14 protein-coding genes are annotated in these 19,464 nt (G+C 43.9%); 8 read left to right on the top strand and 6 right to left on the bottom strand.

Going from position 1 to position 19,464, the window contains the following annotated elements; all coding sequences use genetic code 11:
* The first annotated feature begins 62 nt into the window (after positions 1–62).
* Entirely contained in the window at positions 63–1,730 is a 1,668-nt protein-coding gene (gene ettA / locus ACY3ZI_RS03475; RefSeq protein ID WP_108479217.1) for an energy-dependent translational throttle protein EttA, read from the top strand.
* A 44-nt stretch (positions 1,731–1,774) separates the two neighbouring features.
* Here the strand turns inward: ettA and nadR are convergent, their stop codons facing one another.
* The 3 genes from nadR to serB form a co-directional block, all read right to left on the bottom strand.
* On the bottom strand, positions 1,775–3,019 hold the full coding sequence (gene nadR / locus ACY3ZI_RS03470; protein ID WP_181477997.1) for a multifunctional transcriptional regulator/nicotinamide-nucleotide adenylyltransferase/ribosylnicotinamide kinase NadR: 1,245 nt from the start codon (positions 3,017–3,019) through the stop codon (positions 1,775–1,777).
* Positions 3,020–3,225: 206 nt separating this feature from the next.
* Positions 3,226–4,608 carry a DNA repair protein RadA gene (gene radA, locus ACY3ZI_RS03465; RefSeq protein WP_487377440.1) on the bottom strand — a complete coding sequence of 461 codons (1,383 nt, stop codon included), beginning with the start codon at positions 4,606–4,608 and terminating at the stop codon, positions 3,226–3,228.
* 199 nt (positions 4,609–4,807) lie between these two features.
* Positions 4,808–5,785: a phosphoserine phosphatase gene (serB, locus tag ACY3ZI_RS03460; RefSeq protein ID WP_036950248.1), complete on the bottom strand. Its 978-nt coding sequence runs from the start codon at positions 5,783–5,785 to the stop codon at positions 4,808–4,810.
* A gap of 141 nt (positions 5,786–5,926) precedes the next feature.
* Between serB and ACY3ZI_RS03455 the strand changes: the two genes are divergently transcribed.
* Complete coding sequence (locus ACY3ZI_RS03455) at positions 5,927–6,688, top strand: AhpA/YtjB family protein (protein ID WP_211886723.1); 762 nt, start codon at positions 5,927–5,929, stop codon at positions 6,686–6,688.
* 13 nt (positions 6,689–6,701) lie between these two features.
* On the opposite strand, the gene ACY3ZI_RS03450 is transcribed toward ACY3ZI_RS03455, so the two are convergent.
* Entirely contained in the window at positions 6,702–7,484 is a 783-nt protein-coding gene (locus ACY3ZI_RS03450; protein ID WP_211886725.1) for an energy transducer TonB, read from the bottom strand.
* 165 nt (positions 7,485–7,649) lie between these two features.
* Between ACY3ZI_RS03450 and ACY3ZI_RS03445 the strand changes: the two genes are divergently transcribed.
* The 5 genes from ACY3ZI_RS03445 (at position 7,650) to ACY3ZI_RS03425 (ending at position 16,613) form a co-directional block, all read left to right on the top strand.
* The gene (locus ACY3ZI_RS03445) at positions 7,650–8,186 is read left to right on the top strand and encodes an RNA polymerase sigma factor (protein ID WP_132496135.1); all 537 of its coding nucleotides are present in this window, start codon (positions 7,650–7,652) and stop codon (positions 8,184–8,186) included.
* Positions 8,186–9,187 (top strand): FecR family protein, encoded by a 1,002-nt coding sequence (locus ACY3ZI_RS03440; RefSeq protein ID WP_211886727.1) that lies wholly within the window; start codon positions 8,186–8,188, stop codon positions 9,185–9,187. Before ACY3ZI_RS03445 ends, ACY3ZI_RS03440 begins: the two co-directional genes overlap by 1 nt.
* A gap of 118 nt (positions 9,188–9,305) precedes the next feature.
* Positions 9,306–12,080 (top strand): secretin and TonB N-terminal domain-containing protein, encoded by a 2,775-nt coding sequence (locus ACY3ZI_RS03435; protein ID WP_487375979.1) that lies wholly within the window; start codon positions 9,306–9,308, stop codon positions 12,078–12,080.
* A gap of 47 nt (positions 12,081–12,127) precedes the next feature.
* Entirely contained in the window at positions 12,128–13,834 is a 1,707-nt protein-coding gene (locus tag ACY3ZI_RS03430) for an ABC transporter ATP-binding protein/permease (RefSeq protein ID WP_211886731.1), read from the top strand.
* Positions 13,824–16,613 (top strand): M16 family metallopeptidase, encoded by a 2,790-nt coding sequence (locus tag ACY3ZI_RS03425; RefSeq protein WP_211886733.1) that lies wholly within the window; start codon positions 13,824–13,826, stop codon positions 16,611–16,613. Before ACY3ZI_RS03430 ends, ACY3ZI_RS03425 begins: the two co-directional genes overlap by 11 nt.
* Positions 16,614–16,694: 81 nt before the next feature.
* Here the strand turns inward: ACY3ZI_RS03425 and ACY3ZI_RS03420 are convergent, their stop codons facing one another.
* Positions 16,695–17,948, bottom strand: a complete 1,254-nt coding sequence (locus tag ACY3ZI_RS03420; protein WP_211886735.1) for a hypothetical protein — start codon at positions 17,946–17,948, stop codon at positions 16,695–16,697.
* A 254-nt stretch (positions 17,949–18,202) separates the two neighbouring features.
* Positions 18,203–18,736: a hypothetical protein gene (locus ACY3ZI_RS03415; protein WP_211886737.1), complete on the bottom strand. Its 534-nt coding sequence runs from the start codon at positions 18,734–18,736 to the stop codon at positions 18,203–18,205.
* A gap of 214 nt (positions 18,737–18,950) precedes the next feature.
* Between ACY3ZI_RS03415 and ACY3ZI_RS03410 the strand changes: the two genes are divergently transcribed.
* Positions 18,951–19,451 carry a GNAT family N-acetyltransferase gene (locus ACY3ZI_RS03410; RefSeq protein WP_336431243.1) on the top strand — a complete coding sequence of 167 codons (501 nt, stop codon included), beginning with the start codon at positions 18,951–18,953 and terminating at the stop codon, positions 19,449–19,451.
* The last annotated feature ends 13 nt before the right edge of the window (positions 19,452–19,464 follow it).

Raw genomic sequence — 19,464 nt, 5'->3', positions numbered from 1 at the left:
TGATAAGGATAAAAAACAGAGAAAACTTAAAATTCCCTTTATAAAACAAAAGGTAAAATAAATTGGCTCAATACGTTTACAGTATGTATCGAGTGGGAAAAGTGGTTCCCCCGAAACGTCATATTTTAAAAAACATCTCTCTGAGCTTCTTCCCTGGGGCGAAAATTGGTGTTTTAGGTCTCAACGGCGCGGGTAAATCAACGTTACTGCGCATTATGGCTGGTATTGATACTGAGATTGAAGGGGAAGCACGCCCTCAACCGGGTATTAAAATTGGTTATCTGCCACAAGAACCGAAACTGAATCTGGAACATACCGTTCGTGAAGCCGTTGAAGAAGCGGTTAGCGAAGTTAAAAACGCTTTAACTCGCTTAGACGAAGTGTATGCGCAATATGCCGATCCAGATGCTGACTTTGACAAGCTTGCGAAAATCCAAGGCGAGTTAGAAGCTATTATTGCCGCACAAGACGGTCATAATTTAGATAACCAACTGGAACGTGCTGCTGACGCACTACGCCTGCCAGCTTGGGATGCGGTTATCGGAAACTTATCTGGGGGTGAACGCCGCCGTGTGGCTATCTGCCGCCTGCTGCTGGAAAAACCAGACATGCTGCTGCTCGACGAACCAACCAACCACTTGGATGCTGAATCCGTCGCTTGGTTAGAGCGCTTCCTCCACGACTACGAAGGTACCGTTGTGGCGATCACCCACGACCGTTACTTCCTCGATAACGTTGCCGGTTGGATCCTTGAACTTGACCGTGGTGAAGGTATTCCATGGGAAGGTAACTACTCTTCTTGGTTGGAACAAAAAGATGAGCGTCTGGCGCAAGAAGCGTCAACAGAAGCGGCTCGTCGTAAATCCATCGAGAAAGAACTTGAGTGGATCCGTCAAAACCCGAAAGGTCGCCAATCCAAAGGTAAAGCGCGTCTGGCTCGCTTTGAAGAGCTTAACAGCGTGGAATATCAAAAACGTAATGAAACCAGCGAACTGTTTATCCCACCTGGGCCGCGTTTAGGTGACAAAGTTATCGAAGTGGAAAACCTGAGCAAGTCTTATGGTGATCGCGTTCTGATCGACAACCTGAATTTCTCAATCCCTAAAGGGGCGATTGTTGGGATCATCGGTCCAAACGGTGCAGGTAAATCTACCCTATTCCGTATGATTTCCGGCCAAGAGCAGCCAGATTCTGGTTCAATCACCTTGGGTGATACCGTGAAAATTGCTTCTGTGGATCAGTTCCGTGATGCAATGGATGACAGCAAAACGGTGTGGGAAGAGATTTCCAACGGTCAAGACATCATGCGTATCGGCAACTTCGAAATCCCAAGCCGTGCTTACGTCGGTCGCTTTAACTTTAAAGGCGTTGACCAAGGTAAACGCGTGGGCGAGCTGTCTGGTGGTGAGCGTGGTCGTTTACATCTAGCAAAACTGCTGCAAGTTGGCGGTAACGTATTGCTGCTCGATGAACCAACCAACGACCTCGACGTTGAAACCTTACGTGCACTGGAAAACGCCCTGTTAGAATTCCCAGGCTGTGCAATGGTTATTTCCCATGACCGCTGGTTCCTTGACCGTATCGCAACGCACATCATCGACTACCAAGATGAAGGCAATATCACCTTCTTCGAAGGTAACTTCTCTGAATACGAAGATTACAAGAAACGTACTTTAGGTGCGGATGCGCTGCAACCACACCGCATCAAGTACAAAAAGATGACTAAATAATTCGTTTATTACGATCAAAAATGGCACCCTTAGGTGCCATTTTTTTATGCGGAAAGTGAATCATCCAGCATCAATAATTGCTGAACTAAAGAAACGCACTCTAAGAAACGAGAATCGTAGTCTGACGACTCCACGTGCACAAATTCAATATTATTTTTCTTCAGCATTTCAATCAGTAATGTTTGAAACTCCATTCGGTCTTTATCACTGCCTAAGCTGCGTAGGCCATCCGCTACCCATGGGGTATTATTTTCCAGCAAGATAACGAGATCAAAACGGTATTCATCGATCAGTGCCTGCACAAACGGGTGTTCTCGCCCTTCATAACGCAAACAGAACGCTTGCGTAGTGACAAAATCCGTATCAATAAATGCCACTTTATTCGCATATTTAATTGCAAAATCAATATATTGAGCGTGACCCAACGCAATTTTATCGTAATCAGAATATTGCAGCGCCATCTCATCACCACCAAGGTGACTAAACACATAATCGCGCCCATATTCCCACGCACTGGTGGTATTGAAGATATTGGCCAACTTATTGACGAGGGTGGATTTACCGCTTGATTCGCCGCCTAATACCGCCACTTTACGCACAAAGAATGGCTTCACTTCGGTTGGAATATATTCCCAATAGCGGAATGGCGCTTGGCGAATTTGGTTGCCGCTAATATTCATAAATGTGCGTTCAGGATCGATAAGAATAGTTTCGATCCCAAGGTATTTTTTATAACGATGTACATCGTGAGGTTCGCCGGAATAGATAAAGCTCGGGTTGATATTGTGCTTTTTCATAAAGCCTTTCATCCCGTCGCTCCACACTTCCCAACCGTGAGGGTATGGCTCTATCCCTTGCTCATCAAAAGAGTGAATATGAATATTTTTCTGATACTTAAAGGTTTGTAATAACCAACGCAGGCGGTCACTGACAGTAGGTTGTTGTGACATGGAGCTATTCACAAACAGCTCTTTATCACGAGGTTCATCGTGACAGAGGATCACATGCAGCTCATCCACTTGGCTACAAGCGCGTTGAATCAAATAGATATGCCCCGTATGGAGCGGATAAAACTTACCGAAAACAACGCCGATAGTTTTTTGTTGAAGCGGATACTCTAAGCCTAAAAAGCGATGAAGCGCCGCAATTTTGTGCGCGCTGGGGCTTTTAATTTTGTCGTTAATTAACTGGCTGAGATAGCCTTTGGTCATCTCGGTCGCATCCGCTACTTGCTGCAATGTGTAACCCGCACCTTTGATGGCACTCTTTAGATAGTCAAATTCAGCCATATTATTTATCCTTTCGCTTTTATTCCCTTTTTGACAGAGAATCTTTTCTCTCGCTATCTCATCATTATCTGAACATTATATTATCTAAATGATCCGTGTTGTCGCTAGGCGCTAAGTGCCGCTAATCCCTAGGAGCATACACAAAGTATGTGACTAGGGTTAGCAAGCGCAAGCAACAACGCGACAGCGCGGAGCATGACGATAATTTAGAACTCATCGAGAATACTAAGTGCATCCGCCAACTTCTTCACCCCATACACTTTCATATCGGCAGGTAACTTTTTCGGCATATTGGCGTGAGGCACAATGGCGCGCTTGAAGCCATGTTTTGCAGCTTCGGAAATACGCTCTTGTCCGCTTGGGACTGGGCGAATTTCCCCAGCCAGCCCCACTTCACCAAATACTACAAGGTCGCGAGGTAATGGGCGATCACGAAAACTTGAAACTAACGATAATAGCAGCGCGAGGTCGGCACTGGTTTCCGTCACTTTTACCCCGCCCACAACATTTACAAACACGTCTTGGTCGGACATTTGTAATCCACCGTGGCGATGCAATACCGCCAGCAAAATCGCTAAACGGTTCTGTTCCAGTCCCACCGCCACTCGGCGCGGGTTGGACATCATGGAGTGGTCGACAAGGGCTTGGATCTCCACCAGCAATGGTCGCGTACCTTCCCAAACGACCATCACAGAACTGCCCGAGGTAATTTCATCTCCACGACTTAAGAAGATGGCGGACGGGTTACTGACTTCTTTTAAGCCTTGTTCCGTCATGGCAAATACGCCCAGCTCGTTGACGGCACCAAAGCGGTTTTTGTGGCTGCGTAAAGTGCGAAAACGGTTGTCGGCATCACCATCGAGCATAATGGAGCAGTCGATACAGTGTTCAAGCACTTTGGGTCCTGCCAGCGAGCCATCTTTAGTGACGTGACCCACCATAATAATCGCCACGCCGCGAGTTTTTGCGAAGCGAGTTAGATATGCCGCGGTTTCACGCACTTGCGCCACACTGCCCGGCGAGGATTGAATATCCGCCATGTGCATCACTTGGATGGAGTCGATGACCATCAGCTTGGGTTGCTCTTGCTCTGCGGTCAGGCAGATTTGTTCAATACTGGTTTCCGACAGCATATTGAGTGAATCAGTCGGTAGTCCTAATCGATGGGCACGCATGGCAACTTGCTGTAAGGATTCTTCCCCCGTGACATACAGGGTTTTCATCTCCCGCGATAGCAAGCACATGGTTTGCAGCAGCAAGGTACTTTTCCCCGCTCCGGGGTTCCCCCCGATAAGGATGGCACTACCTGGCACAACCCCACCACCCAGCACGCGGTCAAATTCTTTAAATCCGGTGGTAAAACGAGGTAGTTCTTCGAGGCTAATTTCAGAGAGTTTTTGGACTTTACTGACGCCCGCCGCATTACCGGCATAGCCCGTCAGCCTATCCGTACGTGCCGCAGTCGTCGATGCCAAACGCACTTCCGTAATGGTATTCCATGCATTACAGGCACTACACTGCCCCTGCCAGCGCGGATAATCCGCCCCACACTCATTACACACAAATGCCCTTTTCACACCTTTCGCCACAGCCACTCCTTAATCACCTAATAAAAATATTTAGCTCTTTATCTTTAATTCTTTGACTTTCAACTTCCACCAATTTTCTAAATAGTTCGGCGTTGTAGGCAGGCGGCAATTGAGGATATTCCTAGGAGCATACACAAGTATGTGACTAGGATAGCCGAAAGAAGCCAACACCCCTACAACCCGAAATATGACGAAAATTTTAGCGCTCCTCGTGTTTGAGTCCCCCGCTTAGAACGCATAGGACGCCCATGAGGTCTGCATGCTTAATCCCCACTTTCGCCCTTGCAAACACTTTTGGTTTCGCGTGGTACGCTATCCCCAACCCTGCTTTTCTGAGCATTTTCAGGTCGTTTGCCCCGTCACCGATGGCGACGGTTTGCTCCATTGGGATGTTCAGTTTTTCTGCCAGTTTAACGAGGGTTTGCGCTTTGTATTTAGCATCGACAATTGCCCCTTTGACTTTGCCTGTCAATTTGCCATTTTTGACTTCGAGGTGATTGGCAACTGCCGCGACCAGTTTTAATCGCTGGCGTAGGTTATCGGCAAAGAACGTGAATCCGCCGGAGGCGATGGCGATATGCCAGTCCATCGCTTGTAACTTACGAACTAAGCTGGTTAAGCCCGGCATTAACGGCAAGGTTTCAAGGACTTGGTCGAGAATAGCTGCATCGGCACCTTCGAGTAGTGCCACGCGAGCACGTAGACTTTCTGTGAAATCGAGTTCTCCTTGCATGGCGCGTTCGGTGACTTCAGAAACTTGGTCACCCACACCGGCTAGTCGGGCGATTTCATCGATACACTCGATTTGGATCGCCGTGGAATCCATATCCATAAGTAAGATCCCTGGGGATCGTAAACGAGGAATTTTACCGAGTGGTACCACATCCAATTGGCTTTCATCTGCCAGTTTTTTGATGCGAGGGGTAATGCTGCCCGCGATACGGACAACTTGGTAATCATCAATGCGCCAAGAGGAGACAATCACAATCGCTATCCCTAAACGCTGCTGGAAATCACTGATGCGTGCTTTATCTAAGCCGCGACCATATAACAACCACCCAGTGTCCCCTGCACGATAATCCAATGGCATCACTTCTTCACCACTTAGCGATAAGGGCAAACCTGGCCATTTTTGAATTTCATCAGGCAGATAACAGTAGGTCAAACTCGTTGGCATGAAAATTAGCTCCTGTAGTGGATACAACTTTTTTTATAATGTATACCCTGCATAAAATTACTATACTTAAATTTTCCAGCAAGTTAACGCTTCATGACTTTGCTAATTGCGATAAAACAGACAAAGAGCACGATTATTCCTATGAAACTCCCATTTAGGCTGCACAAAACCGTTATTATCATTGTTTGCGTTGCGCTGATAACCTTTCTAATGCACGGGGTTTCATATTTAGGTTATAACCAAAGCCAGAGCAGACTAGAGCAATTTAAGCAATTAACTCAAGTATTAGCTGAGCAAGTGGCATTCAGCTTATCCGATTATGTGGTTCCCGGCAGCAAAGATTTTAATTTAGAACGAATTAATGCCAATTTAAATCATCTAGCTAAAGATCACTATATTTTGGATGTCGGTTTATACACGGCGGCAGGCGCGTTGGTCACCCAAGTGGGGGAACCCGCCACGGTCAAAGAGCGACTTTCCCTCGAAGGAAACACTGGACTACAGAATTTTCAGTATCAATTAGTGGTGCCAGTTCAAGGCGCCAAAGAACCTAAAGGCTATTTACGCCTTACCATCGATACGGAATCACTGACTACCGATCTTCAGCAAGCCGATAACACCGTTAATATCATGCGCGTATTTATTTTATTATCTTTATGTATTGGCTTTATTTTGGCGAACACCCTAATGCGCCTAAAGAAAAAGAAAGGTCAGCAGCAATTGATTATCGAACCTGACGAAAACACGGAAGAGAGTGAAGATAAGCCCGAAGTGCAGAACAATGGGGTAAAAGGGCCGCAAAATACGCGCAGCCCCTTAAAATCACCACGCGCCAAACGCCGTAAAGAGCCGAGTCCACATCGACCAAGACGGGTGGCGCGAAAATATACAGAAAAGCAGTAATCGTTAATTACGACTAAATTGACGTCGTATCAAACACGATCGGCGCAATTACCTCCACCTTTCCGTTAGTTAACAAAGATTCAGGTGGCATCGGGAATGGTGCAGCACGTTCAATAGTGGCTAACGCTTCTTTATCGAGGATCTTGGTGCCTGACGAGTTAATCAAACTAGCACTCACTACCTTGCCTTGATTATCCACAATAATTTTAACTTGAGAAACGCCGGTTGAACGAAAACGCAATGCGGCGCGTGGGTATCGCTTTGCTTTCGCTAATCGTTGATGAATGTCACTTTCCCAGCCATGATGACCACTGACGGGGGCAGCAGCACTGCTCGCAAAATTCGCACTGCTATTCGACGCGCTGCCAGAGGTTGGAACCGACGTCACTTCCGATTCTTGAGTCGAAACAGGGGCTTCTTCCACCACTTTTTTCTCTTGAACTGGCTTTTTCTTTGGCGGGCGTTTTTTCTCGGTAACGCGTGTCAATGTCCCATTATCAACTAGTGGTGTTTGGGGTAACTTTTCTGCTTTTTCAACAACTTCAGGCTCGACTTCTTCACGGGTTGCCATCTGCTGTTTGGGTGCATTATTGACTTCAGGCTCCTGCTGCTGTTCCAGCTGATAAAGCCCTAATTGTAAAGAGATTGCGGGTGGTAAAACCCCAGTTTTAGGTAGGTTTGCTGTAAACCACCCAATAAAAAGCATTGCCAGTATTCCATGGAAAACAAGACTTCCACATAAACCGCCCAGAGGACGAAAAATTGGGCTTCCCAGCTGCCCCACACTGCTGTTCATATTTTGCCTCACATCTTTATTTTTCGCTGATTATAGGCATAATACAAATCAAAATGATATTCATTATTATTAATAAAATAACAATAGTAACTACAAGGTATTGATTTAATTTATAAAGTCAATTTGAGCTAATTATTAAACTATTTTCACTTTTGACACCAGAAAATGACTATCGATAAATCCCTTGCCCGCAAAATCAGCGGCGCATATCAATCAACCTATGGTCAGCTTGTGCGATTTTTCCGCAGTCGACTAGGTAATAGTAACGATGCGGATGATTTATCACAGGATGTGTTTACACTATGGCTAAACCGTAAAGCGCAGGATCCTGTGAAGGAGAACCGTGCTTATCTGTTTAAAATCGCTAGCAATGTGTTAATTGACCATTGGCGACGGAATCATCAACAGAGCCAGTCCCATACCTCGATTGATGAAGTGGTGCATGAACAAAGTTTTGAGCAAACCACCGCCGACCCTAGCGAAATTTTAGAGCACCAACAGCGAATTGCGCGACTTGGCGAGGCGATTGATCTTTTGCCTCCACGACGTAAAGAAGCCTTTTTGCTGTATCGCTTTGATGGGTTATCTCAAAGTGAAATTGCAGAGCGTATGGAAATTTCGATCAGTATGGTGGAAAAACATATTGCAGCGGCATTAGTGCATTGTAAAAAATATCTAGACGATCAGAGCAATCATTCGTAATGGCAAACAACCAAACCCAGCAACCAGAAATTACCTCGTCAGTCGAACAACAACGCATCGACGAAGACGCGGCGCTGTGGTTTACCCGTGTCCATAGTCAACAACTCAGTGACCAACAATCTCAAGAATTTAAAATTTGGTTACGTGCTTCAAAAGCCCATGAGGATGCCTATGAAGCAATTGCGGGAATTTGGCAAGATATTGAAAAAGTTCCGCGCCCTGCGCCTGTTAAATCGACAGCGTCAAAATTTGGTTTTTCATCGTTTTGGAAGCCTCTCGGTCATCTAGTTGCCGCCTGTTTTATTGCTGCCGTCCTGTTTTTACCTTACAGCCAGCTTCCCTCCATGTTGCTCAATAACATGACGCTGGTTTCCACTGACTCCACCAAAGAAGTGACGTTGTCAGATGGCTCTCAGCTTTTTCTCAATCGCGATACCCGCATTCGAGTCGCTTATGAAACGCCAATCCGCCAGCTCTACTTAGACCAAGGTTCCGCTTATTTTAAAGTGAAATCCAACCCTTATCGCCCGTTTGTGATCAACGTGGATCAGCGACGTATTCAAGTGGTGGGAACGGAATTTGAAGTGAATAAAAAAGGCGAGCAAGTCGCGGTCAATGTTAGCCAAGGCATTGTGAGCTTTCAAAGCGTCAATAGCCCAAAACCCGTATTACTGCTTGCTGGACAAGGGGCGCTAAGCCCGAGTATTAATGGCAAAATCGCCCTCAATTCAGTCACCCCGCAAGAGGTGGCAAGATGGCGTTTTGGTGAGCTCAGCTTTGTGGATAAGCCCCTTGGTGAAGTTCTGTCTGAATTAAAAACCTATTCCGACTTTCAGGTTGAACTCTCTCCGAGCAATTTAGCCAACCGGAAAATATCCGGACGCATTAACCTTCAGCAGCCAGATGCCTTTTTTCAGGCACTTCCCTCGCTCCTTCCTGTGCAAGTCGTGTATCAAGATAAAAATAACCTTTTGATTATCCAAAACAAAAAAAATAAATAAAAAATATTTTCATTTGCAGGTGAGGATAATTCTCATTTCACCCTCTTCTTAAGTAGCTTCATTTTTATTGAATACTTTTTAGCACATTTTTCGTGCAGCTTAAGAATAAGGGATATCCATGGCAATTCAATTCACACTCGGTCGATTCAAGCCGATTGCGCTGTCACTGGCGGTCACCAGTGCATTAGTCAGCCAATCTGCTATCGCCCAACAAATCACTTTCTCATTACCAGAACAAGGATTGGCGAGCGCTATTGATCAAATCAGTCGCCAAGGTCAAGTTTCACTGCTGTATGACAAAAGCCAGCTCAGCGGCCTACGCGCCCCCGCCCTTTCTGGCCGCTATACCCCGCAAACCGCATTACAAAAAATTCTTATTGGTAGCGGGTTAGAGCTGGTTAACGAAAACGGCATGCTGGTTATTCGTCCTCAAAACTTAAACCAAGGCACGTTAGTTTTACCTGAAACCCAAGTGTCGGGCGTGGTGCAAAATCACCCTGCCATGGATGTCATGTCTGCGCCGCAATACGTCACCTCAGAAGAAATCAGCCAAAAAAATACTGGTGACGGCAATATTACCGATTTAATGAAAACCAACCCTGCCGTGCAGTTTGCGAATAACGATAGCAACTCCATGAACCAAGGGGAAATTAAGCCTTCCCGTATTTCTATTCATGGTTCCAGTAGCTACCAAAATGCCTATCGCCTTGATGGCGTGAGCTTCAACAATGACTTTGACCCTGCCGACAGTGGCTTAGGTGAAACCGCCACGCGACTGAGCAGCAGCGACCAAGGAATTTACATCGATAGCCGCTTGATTGATAGCATGGCCGTTTATGATAACAACATCCCTGTGGAATTCGGTGGCTTTACGGGAGGAACCGTTGAGGTAAACAGCCGTCGTTGGCAAGGTGAAAATAGCGCCCACGCATACTACCGCTTAACCCGTTCTGGCTGGAATAATCTGTTCCATGATTCGACTCAATCTATCGATACCACCAAAAACGACACCGCCAACCCAGCTCGCTTCCAGAATCGCTACGATAAAAATGATTTCGGTGGCTGGTTTGAATTGGGCGTGACGGAAAATTCAGGAGTGGTGTTCTCAGCATCTCGTCGTAGTTCGACGATTCCGATGACAGTAACGGGTGGCGAATCCTTTGTTTTAGAGAATAATACAATTGAGCCTATCTACTCAGACTCGGGTAAAAAAAATCAGCGCCGTACCTCCGATAACTACTTCTTGAAGTATTCGATGAATTTATCAGAGAAGAGCTCATTAGATTTATCAGCCAATTACGCTTCTTATGATAGTCGCTTATTTTCTTCATCAATCAGTAATTCTGGCTATGACTCAACCCATGATGGGTTAGGCTTGACCGCTGTCTTCAAACATCAATTCGATTTAGGTCAATTCGAAGCGACCGCTAATACACAAAGCTTGAAAGATGACCGCAAGAATGACCAAAAATACTCGTTAATGGTTCGAGCAATCGAATTCGATGATGACTACAACTACCTTGGCACCACGGAACGTAATAGTGGAGGACTAGGGGATTTAGAGTCGAAACAAAATACCCATAGTCTGAAAACGGTCATGCGTTTTAATCCGCAAGAAGATAGCTTAGGGTTCACTCACCAACCAACCGCAGGGGCTGAAGTCAATTACACCAAAGGGACTTATGTCCGTGACCATGATTATTTCCAGTATACCTACTCTGGAAATCTTATGGGGGATGACTACTCTGGGACCTTAACGAATATCAGCCGCTTCAAAAAAGGCAGCTACTCCGCGGATTACACCAACTACGCCATCTTCCTTGATGACAATATTCAATACGGAAAATTAACCCTACGCCCAGGCGTTCGTCTCGATCGCGATGACTTTGTTAATCGTACCAACGTTGCCCCTCGAATTTCAGGTACCTACGACTTATTTGGCGATAAGAAAACGCTATTAATTGCCGGTGCGAACCGCTATTACGGTCGTTCAATGCTCACTTATGCTCTGTACGGGGCACAAAATGGTGGCATGCAAACCTGTGCAGGATATTTCGAGCCATGTTCGCTGATCCCTGAAAATAATGAGTGGGACAACAAAAAAGACTACGAAGGGATCGATTCTCTTAAAACCCCTTATAACGATGAGTTAACCCTCGCACTGCAACAAGAAATCTTATCGACCACTTGGCGCTTACAGTATGTTCACCGTGAAGGTTATGACGAAGTTCGTACCCGCACCAAATACGACAGCCGCGATGCCAATAAACGCAGCATCCGTATGTATGACAACGGTGGACGTAGCTCTCACGATACCGTGACATTATCCGTTAACAATAGCCAACCGTGGGAATGGGCAGAGGCATCACATGTGATGACCGCCTCGTTCACGTGGCAGCAAAGCGAAAGTAATACGCCGAAAGACTCTGGCTATAACTCATTCGATCCGGGTAACAAAGTTAACCTCAACAAAGTGTGGTATGACGGCAAAGTGATTGATTCATCAAAACTGCCATCCACCAGCTTTAACTCGCCGATTAAGCTTAACCTAGAGATGACCAGTGTTTGGGATGAATATGACGTCACATGGTACAACCGCCTGCAATGGTGGGGGTCTCGTGACCAAGCGGTTCGTTATGACAACGCTTACTACACCGATCCTGAATATGGTCAGTTACGCAAATACACCAAGCAAAACTTTGCGAGCAAATACACATGGGATACCCGCCTAGGCTGGAAACCTGACTTTGCTTACGGCTTTGGATTCTCGGTTGAAGTAAATAACGTACTGAATAATAAAAATATTGCAGACCGCTTTATGTTCAATGACCGCACGATCAAATCTTACGATCCGGGTCGTCAGTTCTGGCTGCAAGTGAATTACGATCTCTAAGTGATAGCCGTGCGCAATGTCAAACACATAACCTAAGAAATCGAGTCATGAAGACCATTAAACAATTTCTCTATTTAGTTAAACCTTTTTGGGGGCAGCGTGCTGCCCTTTTGTGCTGGGTGCTGCTGTTTGCCTCGTTAGGGCTTACCCTTTCTTCCGTCTGGTTCAATGTCAAAATGAACATGTGGAACGGGGATTTCTATAACGCCCTGCAAAAGCTGGACGGACAAGCACTGTATGGACTGCTGCAATACTTTGTGATTTTAGTCAGCGGGCTGATTTTTGTGGTGGTGATGGGTACCTACCTCAAGCAGATGCTAATTATCCGTTGGCGTAAAGGCATGACCGAGCAAGTACTTGGTCGCTGGCTTTCGGGCAACAGTAAGCACTATATGCTGAGGCTCGCCTCCCAAGAGCCAGATAACCCAGACCAACGTATCGCAGAAGATATCCGCTTACTGATTGAATCCACACTGAATCTGTTAGTCACCTTCCTGCACTCAATGCTGACATTGATCTCCTTTGCCGCGATTTTGTGGACCCTTTCAGGAAGCCTTTCATTTAATTTCGCCGACAGCGATTGGACCATTCCAGGCTATATGTTCTGGGCCTGTATTATTTACACCATCATCGGCATCGCGCTAACCCAGCTCATTGGTTTCCCACTGCGCCGCCTGCATATGGATAAACAGCGCCGTGAAGCAGATTACCGTAGCTCGTTAATCAATTGCCGCCAACATGGGGACGCTATCGCAGGGCAACGGGGTGAGCCACAAGATCGCAAAGAGTTGATGGCCCGCTTTAGCGAAATTATCCGTAACTGGAACCAACTGATCCGTTGTGAACGTAACTTATCGTTCTATACCGTCGGTTATCAGCAAGTGACCGCCCTCGCCCCTGTTTTACTGGCATTACCTAAGTTTTTAGCGGGTGAAATTATGCTGGGTGGATTAATGCAGCTACGCCAAGCGTTCACCAGTGTTGCGACTTCATTGGGCTGGTTTATTTTTGCCTATAAAGAGATTGCGGCATGGCAAGCCACCGTCGCGCGTCTGTATAACTTCGTGGTGTTATTGGAGAACGATAAAACCCCAGAAGCTACTATCAACGAAGATAGCCTACCGTTAACAGCAAATGTAAGCCTGTTTACGGCAGATCATCGCCCACTACTGAGCACCGTTGATCTTAGCATCAATAGCGGTGAGCTGATGTTAATCTCCGGTCGTTCTGGTATCGGTAAATCCACGTTACTGCGCACATTAAGCGGTCATTGGCCATTCTTTGACGGCAAAATTACACGTACGGGTAACGTCATGTGGATCCCGCAGCGACTCTATTTGCCGATAAGCCGTTTAGATAATTTATTGGCTTACCCACAAGATGCCAGCCAATTTACAGCTTCGGATCTGAAATATGCGCTAACCCTTGTTGGGTTGGAAAAACTTCATTCACAACTGGCTTTGGAAACCGATTGGAACAACCGACTTTCTGGCGGTGAACAGCAGCGCATTATGTTTGCGCGACTGCTTCTGAATCGACCTAAGTTAATGCTATTGGATGAAATGACCTCCGCTCTTGATGAGCCAAGTGCACTCACTTTACTGAACATGCTGAAAGCTCAGCTTCCCGCCAGCAGCATCATTTTGGTTAGCCACCAAGGCTTTATTGACCAATTAGCTGACAAGCATCTGCGTTTATCTGAAACAACGCGAAATACCCCATTTATGACAGGAGCCCCAGAATATGCTTCGTAAAATTACCTTGGTCGCCATCATTGCCGCACTTTTAGGCGGCTGCGTTAACGGCGCACCTCGACAATCTGGTGAGCAAACATTGCTGCCAGTACGCCAAGATCTGCAACATTATCAACTCGATAATGGGCTGCAAGTTTACTTACTTCAGCGCAACCAACCAGGCGTTGAGCTGCGTTTACTGGTCAATGCGGGTTCATTGCAAGAAACTGAGCAACAGCTCGGTTTAGCTCACTTCACTGAGCATATGGCGTTTAAAGGCACCCAACATTTTCCGGGTACCACTGGCTTTAAGCAATTAGAACAACAAGGGCTGAAACTCGGTAGCCACGTCAATGCGATCACCAGCATCAACAGCACTCTATATAAATTATCCTTGCCAAATGCCACGCCAGCGCAAGTCAGCACAGGATTACAAGTGATGGCGGATTGGGCGGCGAATATGACCTTCGATGCAGAAGCATTTGAAAAAGAGCGCCCTGTCATTATTGAAGAGTGGCGCTTACGTCAAGGCATGGGCTATCGCATTAATGATAGCCTCGAAAAATTGCGTTACCACGGTAGCCGCTACGCAGAGCGTAACCCTATTGGCTCTCTTGATGTGGTTCGCCAAGCCCCTATTGAACAAGCCAAAGCCTACTACAAAACGTGGTATCAACCTCAGCGCATGAGCTTATTGATTATTGGGGACTTCAGCGCATCAACAGTACGTGATGAAGTAAAAACCTTGTTTGCGTTACCGAAGCCGGAAACAATTTCCCAAGATTCTCCAGAATGGAAGCGCTTTGCTGATTCCAACAATATGCTTGTTCAAGGGATATTTGATAAAGAACAAGGTGCGCGCTACGTTCAGTTTTCACTACAAAAAAATGTCTCCGCGCCGCTGAATACTCGCCAAGGTCAAACCGACGATCTGATGGATAATTTATGGTTAACCATCTTGAATCAACGTTTTTCTGTGATGGTCGATAACGGTATTTTGCCGTCCATTAGTATTAATGAACAAGGGGCAATGCTAGATAACCAACGCCTTCAGCAGCTGATGATCATCCATCCCAAAGGCAATGACTACGCGGGCGCCACCGAAATTCTGTTTACTGAGCTACAACGCTTAGCGACCGAGCCTGTAACGCAACAAGAGTTGGATAGCGCTAAACAAGGCATGCTGAAGAAACTCAGTCAACAAGCGGGTTCCGAGCAGCGTTACAGTAATGAATACTTAGCAGGACAACTGACCACCGCACTCGAATATGAGATGCCGATGTGGAACAAACGCCAGCAGTTGGATAATAGCTACCAATTAACCAAAAATATCCAACCTCAAGACTTACAGCGCCATGTAGCTAGCCTTTTACAGGTGGCATCCCCACGCTTAGCACTGATTGGCCCTGATACCGATGAAAAGGCCGTCAACAAACAGACCTTCAGTGAACAGTGGCAACGTATTCGCCAAACACAGCCGGGGCCATTCACGCTGCGTTCTCAAGCCATTAGCCTGAAATTACCCGTTGTAGCAAAAGGCACAATTACCGAACAAACGTCACTTCCTATCGAAAAAACGGAACAGTGGACACTTAGTAATGGCATCAAAGTGATTGTTAAAACGGATAAAAATCTTAAAGATGATATTCAGTTTAACTTACAGCTACCGGGTGGTCGTTCCCTTGAAACCCTGCAAACCGCAGGCTTAACCGACTGGGCAATGAAACTGCCAGAAAGCAGTGGTTATGGCAATTACAGCGCCCGCGACTTAGCGTTATTGGCGAAACAAAATCAGATCAGCGTTCGTCCTTATAGTGAGTTGCTCAACCACGGCTATCGCGGTAAAACCCCGATTGATAATCTCGAAACGGCGTTGCAGTTACTGAATTTAAAGCTGACCGCACCGCAGTTTAGTGGAGAGAAGCTCGAACAGCAGAAGCAGGCTTTTGCTCTGAATTTATCGAAAATGCCTGTAGAGCGCACCTTCCTCGACCATATTAATCAGCAAAGTTACCAACATGGCGAGCTGTTAGTGATCTCCCCTGAAGGAGCTTGGAAAACCTTTACCGCTCAACAGCTTCAACAAGCCAACCGTCAATTACTCACTTCTACTTCAGATATGACGCTGGTGATCACTGGTGCGATGAATGCCCGCGAACTGAAACCATTATTGGAGCAGTGGGTTGCGACGTTACCTGCCCATGATGGCAAACTGGCATGGCGCAACCAAGGGATCATGCCGAAGATGGCAAGCTTTAATCAGCAATATCCAATCAGTAGCAGCGATAAGAGCATGATAAGTATTCAATTTGCTGCACCTGCCCAGTGGTCTCAGCAAGATCAGCTGGCTCTACAATTGATTGATACTATTGTTAGTCAACGCCTACGTAGCGAATTGCGTGAAAAAGCCAGTGGTATTTATGCCCTTAGCTTCTCGCAAATGTTAGCCAAAAAACCACAACCGTATTACACCGGACGCTTAAATTTCACCACAGCGCCTGAACGCGCTTCAGAGATGGTGACGTTGGCACACAATACCGTTGCGCAGCTGCGCCAAACAGGTGTAACGGAAAAAGAGTTAACGGAAGCCAAAAATATTTGGCTCACTGAAAATGCGCAAGTCACTGATAGCGCTAGCTATTGGACTGAAGCCCTCGCACAAGTTGCGGCGGATGATGGGCAATATCAACGCCTCACGCAAGAACGCGCGGTGATTGAGTCCTTAACACTCCCACAGATAAATCAATTAGCTAATAAATACTTAGGGCAAAATCAGAAAGTATTTATGATGACACCTTAGTTAGAGAAAAATCAGCCCGTAAATACAACGGGCTGATTTATTTATTTTTCACCGTATTTCTTAAGAAAATAAAATTCATAATTAATTTTTGGAAAAAAATCTTCGTACATTATCAATTACTCTCTTGAACACATGTGAAATCATCTTCTTTAAACTTAAACTCTTCATTAACTCTTCTATATCGATATTTTCTTTAGGTTTCAATAACTCAGGTTTACTTTCAACACTAAATTTTTCATATCCATTCAATTCGTTTACTCTATCTCCTGAATAAACCGTTATGAAATCATTAACCTGATCAGCAATATTTTTATGTGTATAACTTGATATTTTCTGCATTAATTTTGATGAATATTCTTTAATATCTTCAATTGGTTCCTCTTTCAAGCAATCTGTGATTGCCATTTTAAATTCATTAAACTTACGGGGTGTAATATCTTGTAATGAATTTACGGAATTTATTGCATACCAAAATCGACTTATCGGACTTTTATTTTCTCTAATATAGACTTCATGTTTATCCAAATATTTATTAATAATATTATTGATTTTTTCACAAACCAATTTATTATCGTATTTTTTTAGTATTCCCTGTGCATTAAACATTTCTCTTTCAAAGAGTTCAGGAGTTTTACTTGACTTTAACTCATTAAATTTCGTTTTAATTTTAGACTTAATCAAGTTTAATGACCTATCCGAAACCCCATCAAAAATCACTTTAATTTTAATGGCTTCCTCTATCGTATGACTAGGAAGAATTCTTTGAGGTTTAGGTTCTTTTTCACTTGAATTCAGATAATTTAATTTATTTTTTATTATTGAAAGCCTGCTTGTAAAACTATTTACCTTCTCACCAATTACTTCATCAGTCACACCTTCACAATGTTCCATCTTTTCGATAGTTACATCATTTTTAGCATCACCCTCTATTGGCGTAGTTTTTTTTATTGAATGATTAGATAAATCATCATCACATACTTTTCGAGTAACCACTTTATCGAGAGTATCTTTTCCTTGCTCTGTTTTTATTTCTTGAGTAGAAATTGTTTTTTCAGTAGGCAGAGAGAAATAATTTTTACTTGCTTTCGTACCTTCCATAAAATACTTGTTAGTTTTTCTTTGCGCTTCCTTACTCCCATTCTTAGCAATTTCCCATGCTTCATTTATTTTTTTTCCACCATCCGAACTATTATTGTTAACTTTTTTTATTTTATTGATGATAATATAGCTTCTCCCTTCGAAAATTGTTGGTTTTTTGACTATTTCCCTTACCATGTCGCTTAATGAATAATTCATTAACCTAGAATCTTGCAGTTTAGTTTGAAAAATTTTCATATATATTCCTTTCTGTATAAGCTAGTTTAATTTTAAAAAAGAGCTTATTCTTTGTTTTAATTAAGAAATAAGCTCTCTTTATAATGGTAAAATTACTTTATTAAAAATTATTTAATTAAAATTTTCATAACTATAAAATGATCGTGAAAATCTAATCCATTAATTTTAGCGCTATAATTCTCATATAAGTTAGAAAACTCTTTAGTTACTCCATTGACTTCATTTTCAAAAATGAAAGCATTATTTTCATCACCTTATTCTTCATCAACTTCCTTAATCGAAGGAAGAATGTTAATATTTTTACTGAGAATATATCTTTTATTTTCAGCTAAATTCATTTCAGCACCAGCATGCTCTTTATTATAATAAATATTAATTCCAAATTTACGATCAAGCATCGCAATAATTTTATCACGCACAGGTTTATTATATCCTCTCATTTTAGATATAATCGCTTCATTAATTTTCGGATGCTCTAGGAAAGATGTTTCCCTGTAAATATCCGTAATTTTACGCTTTATTTTTCTTAGTGATTTTTTTGAAATATTATTATTAGCTGATTTAAATTCAACGGCTTCAATGACTGAATGATAGCTTCTAATTATTTTTTTACGGAAAATTATTTCACTGATTGAATCAATTTTATTTTGAACAGATAAAATAAAGCATCCAATCTTTGAATTGGATACATTTCTTAGTTCAATTTTTTGCTGAACATCATAATTTATCAACTTTTCTAGGTACATGTTGTTGTTATTTTTAACTAAACTACTTTCGATAAGAGACATACTCACTTCCTTAATTTAAATGACATAAAATAAAATTAATAATATATTCCTAAATTCCCTCACGATATCAGATATCGCCACTTATATATTTTCCATATGAAAATTGATATTCCTTATATTAATCCAAGGAGATAAACCATTTACTTCGTTGACATACATTGCTTTTAATGTGATTAATATTCTTCTAAAAAACGATAATAAAAGGAAAAACTTTGTGAACAACGTAATGATACGTAGAGCCACCTTGGACGATGTCCACGCTATTACACAAATGCACGCAGATTACTCCGCTTATGCCAACACTTTGCAATTGCCTTATCCCACTGAGAAAACGTGGGAAGCGCGACTAGGTGCTAATGATCCGCTGGTGACTCAATTTGTCGCCACACTGGATAATGCAGTGGTTGGGCTACTTGTCGTACATCAACCAGCTCAAATACGTCGCCGACATGTAGCGAGTTTCGGTATTACTGTGAGCCAGGCTCATCAAGGCAAAGGAATTGGTTCAAAATTAATGCAAGTTATGGCGGATTACTGTGACAATTGGCTGAATGTTCACCGCATTGAATTAGAAGTCTTTGCCTCTAATGGTAGCGGCTTGGGTCTATATGAGAAATTTGGCTTCAAGCAAGAGGGGATTTTGCGTGATTACGCTTTTCGTGATGGTGAGTATGTGGATGCGATAGTGATGAGCCGAATTAAATCGAAAATTTAAGCAGATATATAAA

The sequence above is a fragment of the Providencia sp. LY12 genome (assembly GCF_057621555.1).
Note: the sequence above shows the minus strand (reverse complement) of the source record. Positions and strands in the feature narration are given on the sequence as shown.

Coding starts and splice junctions, on each gene's coding strand:
- nadR (WP_181477997.1), bottom strand. CDS start 3,019: ATGGCTGAATTTGACTATCTAAAGAGTGCCATCAAAGGTGCGGGTTAC.
- ACY3ZI_RS03450 (WP_211886725.1), bottom strand. CDS start 7,484: ATGAACAGCAGTGTGGGGCAGCTGGGAAGCCCAATTTTTCGTCCTCTG.
- serB (WP_036950248.1), bottom strand. CDS start 5,785: ATGCCAACGAGTTTGACCTACTGTTATCTGCCTGATGAAATTCAAAAA.
- ACY3ZI_RS03440 (WP_211886727.1), top strand. CDS start 8,186: ATGGCAAACAACCAAACCCAGCAACCAGAAATTACCTCGTCAGTCGAA.
- ACY3ZI_RS03455 (WP_211886723.1), top strand. CDS start 5,927: ATGAAACTCCCATTTAGGCTGCACAAAACCGTTATTATCATTGTTTGC.
- ACY3ZI_RS03420 (WP_211886735.1), bottom strand. CDS start 17,948: ATGAAAATTTTTCAAACTAAACTGCAAGATTCTAGGTTAATGAATTAT.
- ACY3ZI_RS03430 (WP_211886731.1), top strand. CDS start 12,128: ATGAAGACCATTAAACAATTTCTCTATTTAGTTAAACCTTTTTGGGGG.
- ACY3ZI_RS03445 (WP_132496135.1), top strand. CDS start 7,650: ATGACTATCGATAAATCCCTTGCCCGCAAAATCAGCGGCGCATATCAA.
- ACY3ZI_RS03425 (WP_211886733.1), top strand. CDS start 13,824: ATGCTTCGTAAAATTACCTTGGTCGCCATCATTGCCGCACTTTTAGGC.
- ACY3ZI_RS03435 (WP_487375979.1), top strand. CDS start 9,306: ATGGCAATTCAATTCACACTCGGTCGATTCAAGCCGATTGCGCTGTCA.
- ACY3ZI_RS03415 (WP_211886737.1), bottom strand. CDS start 18,736: ATGTCTCTTATCGAAAGTAGTTTAGTTAAAAATAACAACAACATGTAC.